At 44.6% G+C, this 5,597-nt stretch carries 8 protein-coding genes; 3 read left to right on the plus strand and 5 right to left on the minus strand.

The window, feature by feature from the left end:
- Nucleotides 1-544: transposase (locus tag Q8J68_RS03915; protein WP_305310242.1), on the plus strand; the 544-nt coding region annotated here is incomplete at its 5' end.
- A 55-nt stretch (nucleotides 545-599) separates the two neighbouring features.
- Here Q8J68_RS03915 and Q8J68_RS03920 read toward each other — a convergent pair.
- On the minus strand, nucleotides 600-866 hold the full coding sequence (locus Q8J68_RS03920; protein ID WP_305310243.1) for a DUF86 domain-containing protein: 267 nt from the start codon (nucleotides 864-866) through the stop codon (nucleotides 600-602).
- Nucleotides 863-1,312, minus strand: coding sequence for a nucleotidyltransferase domain-containing protein (locus Q8J68_RS03925; protein ID WP_305310244.1), 450 nt, complete (start codon nucleotides 1,310-1,312; stop codon nucleotides 863-865). Before Q8J68_RS03925 ends, Q8J68_RS03920 begins: the two co-directional genes overlap by 4 nt.
- Nucleotides 1,313-1,463: 151 nt before the next feature.
- Between Q8J68_RS03925 and Q8J68_RS03930 the strand changes: the two genes are divergently transcribed.
- Nucleotides 1,464-1,607 (plus strand): hypothetical protein, encoded by a 144-nt coding sequence (locus tag Q8J68_RS03930; RefSeq protein ID WP_305310245.1) that lies wholly within the window; start codon nucleotides 1,464-1,466, stop codon nucleotides 1,605-1,607.
- Between the two features lie 170 nt (nucleotides 1,608-1,777).
- On the plus strand, nucleotides 1,778-2,686 hold the full coding sequence (locus Q8J68_RS03935; RefSeq protein ID WP_305310246.1) for a Fic family protein: 909 nt from the start codon (nucleotides 1,778-1,780) through the stop codon (nucleotides 2,684-2,686).
- 70 nt (nucleotides 2,687-2,756) lie between these two features.
- Here the strand turns inward: Q8J68_RS03935 and Q8J68_RS03940 are convergent, their stop codons facing one another.
- The 3 genes from Q8J68_RS03940 to Q8J68_RS03950 are packed head-to-tail and all read right to left on the minus strand — an operon-like array spanning nucleotide 2,757 to nucleotide 5,108.
- Nucleotides 2,757-3,506 (minus strand): ABC transporter permease, encoded by a 750-nt coding sequence (locus tag Q8J68_RS03940; protein WP_305310247.1) that lies wholly within the window; start codon nucleotides 3,504-3,506, stop codon nucleotides 2,757-2,759.
- Between the two features lie 4 nt (nucleotides 3,507-3,510).
- On the minus strand, nucleotides 3,511-4,494 hold the full coding sequence (locus tag Q8J68_RS03945; protein ID WP_305310248.1) for an ATP-binding cassette domain-containing protein: 984 nt from the start codon (nucleotides 4,492-4,494) through the stop codon (nucleotides 3,511-3,513).
- Nucleotides 4,495-4,496: 2 nt separating this feature from the next.
- On the minus strand, nucleotides 4,497-5,108 hold the full coding sequence (locus Q8J68_RS03950; protein WP_305310249.1) for a TetR/AcrR family transcriptional regulator: 612 nt from the start codon (nucleotides 5,106-5,108) through the stop codon (nucleotides 4,497-4,499).
- Nucleotides 5,109-5,597 lie beyond the last annotated feature (489 nt).

Raw genomic sequence — 5,597 nt, forward strand, 5'->3', positions numbered from 1 at the left:
CTCTATGAAAAATGTAGCATTCCTTCATCAAAAAAAGTTAGAGCCATATATACCTCCTCAGATCAATCAGGAGTTATCCGAAAATAAGGATGGTATACCTTCTTTTGACATAAGTTGTTTCAAATACAATGGGATCAAAGACGAATTTATTTGTCCCGAAGGCAAGACACTAAGATATTCTTACGAGATCTATGATGAGAAGACAGAAAAAGGCCACAGAGTTTATGCCGGAACTCAATGTAAGGAATGTAGATCAAATTCTGTCTGTACTAAACGAAAGGACAAAATCAGAAGGCTAAAAAAGTTGATCACTGACACTGAACATGATCAGTTCCTTGAAAAAATGAAAACTGACAAAGCAAAAGAAATGAGTAAACTTAGAAAACAAAACGTCGAGCCTGTAATTGGAAATTATAAACAGAACCTTGGATTCAGAGAGTATTTGACTCGTGGAATAAATACAGTGAAAAACGAGTTCAATCTGGTCTGTACAGCAGTAAACTTGAAAAAAATATACCTATTCAGCACAAAAATAAAGGTCTAATTAATAAAGTCAGATCTTATTGGACTTTAAAATCAGATCTTATGGAACTTTATAGTTATCTATGACAGGAAAAATTGGAATTGTCGGACAGCCTGTAAAGACGGGGGAATGCGTATCGTAATTCTTCAAACCCCTCTCTTGAAATAATTATTTCGCCAATGTCTATTGCACTTTCAATTGCAAGCTGGAAGTTCCGCTCAACCGCGCTGCGCAACTCGTAATTGTTTTCCAGCTCGGTACTGCCCGCATCTACGGACTTCAGATAACTGACGCACCTTTGCATGAAGCTCAGTTTCCTGAGTATCCGGTCTTCAGCGTTCATTCAGCCAGCCCCTTTTCCATGATCCTTTTGAGCGTATTCCTGTTCAGGCGATCCTCATAGTATTTCCAGTCCAGATACACCGACATGATGCACTGCTCGACATCCACTTTCAGGTCAGGATTTCTTTCAAATATCAGGACATTTGGCCTTATGATCTCAAACTTAAGTACTGGCGAAGTATCATTGATGATCAAGAGATCGACCCTGTCGCTCTTGAGAAGGGACATGAGTTTGCCGATCAGTTCAATACGCTTGCGACCCCTTTCAACCGTTGTCGACTTGTCTGAAAGATAGACGCCAATGTCAATATCACTTAGAACATCGGCCTTCCCTTGAGCCACCGACCCGAAAAGATATGCAAGCTCCACTTGATCCTCTGCCCGGAAGAATTCTTTAAGGAGAGAAAGCAAGCGTTCTTTTTCCGGGAAGGAGGTTTGTGCGTTCATAAGAGTCACTCAATCGGCATTCTTCTAAATATTTTGTAGGTCTTTATACGTGATAAAGGTTAAGTAGCCTCTTCGGATGTAAAGGAGACAAGGAGCGGCAGAAAATCCCACAGGTTAATCCCTCTTCATTTTTTCCGGATTATCAGTAGAAATGATCATTTTCCCCGCAGTAAGCGCAAACCCCCATCCGGAGAGAATCAACTACATGAAGCATCATATACTCATCGCATCTATGTTCCTTGCCACATTCATCGCAATAGAATGCAAGTTCTTCACAACTACAGTAAGTGCATAACTGTGTTGCCGGTCTCCCGCACTTCACGCATGCAAAAACCGGAGGCAGATCCCTTGCCATGAGTGCAATTCGTTCTTGAAGCAGCAGAAGATGGTGGATAATTGGTTGAAGATTTTCTGAAACACAGGTGACCACAAAAGTGCTATATAGAATGTGGTCACCCATTTATTATGCATATTGAAAAAAGAAAACAGGGAAACAACACGAAGTATTACCTGTCCCATTCCTACCGCGTCGGAAAAAAGACAAGGAAGATACGGAATTATCTGGGCCTGAACCTGACAGATGAAGAGATCGGGGAGCGCAGGGAAGAAGCGGAAAAGGAGATAAAGCAGCAGATAGAGGCCAGGACCGACCTGCTGAAGTTCTCCCTAACCAAAAAAGAGATCGAAAAACTTAACGAATATGACCGGGAGATCGAGATAGTCCATCTTGACGTGGAGGGCTGGAAAGTCTTTACAGAGAAGTTCGTCTTCAACACCAACGCCATCGAGGGTTCGCAGGTGACCCCTGATGAGGTCCATGACCTTCTCCGGCACCCGGATGAGAACCGGAAAGTTACTAATTCAGATGAACTGGAGGCGCTAAACGTTGCAAGGGCCGTGGAGTTCATACATAACACCGATGAAGAGCTCTCTCTTGAGCTGATAACGAAGTTGCACAGGCTGTGCTTTGAGGGCTCCAAGAAGTTTGCCGGCAACTTAAGGGATGTGGAAGTGGTTATACGGAATTCCTATGGCCAGGTGGTGCACCGCGGAATCCCGAAAGAGGATATCATAAGCGAGCTTGAGGAACTGGCTAACTGGTACAGGGACAATGCCGATGAACTGAAACCACTCGTGCTGGCCGCACTCATCCATAACCAGTTCGAGTTCATCCATCCCTTCGAGGACGGCAACGGCAGGGTTGGAAGACTGCTGCTGAACTATGTCCTGCTCCGGCATGGTTACCCTCCCATCAACATATTGTTCGAGGACAGGGGGAGGTACTATCATTGCCTCCAGAAGTATTCCAGAGAAGACAAAATGGAGGAGACACTGGAGTTTCTTGTGGAGCAGTACAGGAAGGGAATGGATTGAGTTGAGAAGTGCGAGAGGTGACCACAAAATAGAGACATATCTGTGGTCACCTATCAAAGTATACGGACTCTTAAATGTTTATTTTCCTGAACAGATAGGAACCAAATCCGACCATCAGGATGGTAAATCCGGAAAGGATTACAAAACAGATAGCCGGATCTATATGAGAGCTACCAAGAAGACCATACCTGATGCCTTCGACACCGTATGTAAGAGGGTCCAGCAATGCAAGGTATCTGACCCATCCTGGCAGGCTCTCAATAGGGAACAGTGCACCCGATAACCCGAATATAGGGAAGATGACAAAGTTAATTATCAGCTGGAAACCGTGCATATCCTCCATTCTTGAAGCTATGGCGATCCCAAATGCCGTGAATGAGATCCCGATGAGCATCATGAAAACTATAGCTATCAGGAATCCCGGAATACTGCTTATCTCAAGACCTATCAATAATGAGAGGACAAATATCATGAGCCCCTGTATGACGGCTGTGGTGGCTCCCCCGAAGGTCTGGCCGAGCATTATCTCAAGCCTTGAGACCGGAGCTACCAGCGTCTCTTTCAGGAAACCGAACTGCTTGTCCCATATTATCTCTATACCAGCAAACATGGAAGTGAAAAGAACGCTCATGGAAATTATTCCGGGAATTATGAAGCCGATATATCCCTGTTCCATACCCGGGATCGCAACTACGGAATTCAGGCCAAATCCGAGCACGAGAAGAAGGAACACGGGCATACCCAGACTACCTACCATCCTGCTTTTTGAACGAGTGTAACGTTTTACACTCCTTAACCAGAGAGTATAAACTATGTCCATTCTATCACTTCCTGTTCCTGTGCATCATGCGCATTTGCTCTTTTCCGCTGGCTTCCTCTTCCCTGATGGTCCGGCCTGTAAAGTGCAGGAAGACGTCTTCAAGGGTTGGTTTATGGATGGATATCGAGTCAATGGGAATACCACATTCAGAAGCCACATTGACTATCTGTGCAACATGCTTTTCGGCGTTATGTAAGCCAATGGTGATGGACGAATCATGAACTTCAATGTTGCTGATCCCGGGCAGGGATATGACAACCGAATACAGGCTATCTTTTTCAGAAGACACTATAGTAATGATATCGCCACCAACATCGTTTTTCAATTTTTCAGAAGTGTCAAGGGCTATGATCTGGCCTTTGTCGATAATGGCTATCCTGTGGCAGAGTTTGTCTGCCTCTTCCATATAGTGAGTGGTAAGGATGATCGTGATACCTTTTTCCTGGTTCAGCCTGTCAATATAATCCCATAGGTGGTTCCTTGTCTGGGGGTCAAGTCCGAGGGTTGGTTCATCCAGGAACAGCACTTTTGGTTCGTGCAGCAAGCCTCTTGCGATTTCCAGGCGGCGCCTCATGCCTCCGGAGTATGTTTTGACAAGATTGTCCTTTTTCTCGTCCAGCTCCACCAGTTGCAGGAGCTCGATTATCTTTTTTTGCCGGTCTTTTTTGGGGATACGATAAAGCCGGGCGTGGAAATCCATATTCTCATAGGCTGTGAGCTCTTCATCCAGACTCGGGTCCTGGAAAACTATCCCAATGGACTTGCGCACTTCGTCTTCGTTCTTGAGTATGTCATATCCATTGACCCATGCCTGTCCTGAACTTGGCTTGAGCATTGTTGACAGCATGGCCATGGTAGTGCTCTTCCCAGCTCCGTTTGGACCAAGAAGACCGAATACCTCACCTTTTTCTATGTCAAAGGAAAGGTTATTTACGGCGGTAAAATCGCCGAATTTCTTAGTAAGATCCTTGACTGTAATTGCATACATTTTCATTCTCCGATGCCCTCAAACACTAAATCTATCTTTGCAGACAGATCCCTGGAAAACGAGTTATCCGTATCTGAGTGCATCCACATCATAAGTGAGTGGAAATAGACGGCATGCAGGGTCTCTGATGCGACCTGAAGGTCAATCCTTTCCTTGATCTCTCCGTTTTCCACACCCTCTTTGAGAAGATCACGGATTATGCTGATGAACCTTAGCTGATTGCCGTGCCCGTGTTGCTTCCTGTCCGGATGCTGCCCGGAGGCCATGACCAATCGCCTGTGTTCAAAGAACAGCATTCTCAAAAGCGCCTTGTCCTTTTCATAGTTCTCTGCAAGGAGAACAAGGAAATTCTTTATTTTCTCCTTTGCAGGCGCATTTGTGGCCATCTGTGATCCAAGTATATTGAAAACAAGTTCTTCCTTGCTTTCCCTGAAATAAAGCAGAAGCGATTCTTTTGTGGGGAAGTAATTGAAAAACGTACCTTTGGCTATGCCGGCTTCCTGTGTAATCTCATCAACTGTGGTGTTCTCAAAACCCTTTTCCCTGAACAGCCTTCCGGATATCTCAAAGATCCGGTCTCTGGTTTCCTGTTTCTTTTTTTCACGCAGGGACATATTGCCTCATTTATTTGCTGGCCGGTGTGAATGTGACCGCGGTCATTAATGACCATAGTCATATTTAAGCATTTTGAGGCATGAAGTTCAAAAGAAAGAGATATACTGCCCGAGAATCCAAAGAGCCGGTTTTTGGAACTGAGGTGACCACAAAATGGATAGATATCTGTGGTCACCTGCCTGAAGTACACCGGCCGTTTTTCTTTAAACGGGGCAGATGAACGAAGATGCAGAAGAACATCAGGCGATATTTTTGCTGCTTTCCGCTCTTTAGATTGAAAATATCAGATTGGATCTATGATTCAAAAGCCTGCTTTCTTTTCCATTCAGACTGATGCTTTTTCGCAATCTTCTTTGAGACACGGATTTACGCGGATGAACACGGATTCTTGGAATATGGGGTTTAGAAATCCTCTGCAGGTCAAATCTGTGTAAATCGGTGTTGATCCGTGTCTGAAAAATAAATCGGAAATGCAATCCATTCTAATT

Origin of the sequence: Methanolobus sp., from assembly GCF_030682845.1 — an archaeon.
Taxonomy (GTDB): domain Archaea; phylum Halobacteriota; class Methanosarcinia; order Methanosarcinales; family Methanosarcinaceae; genus Methanolobus.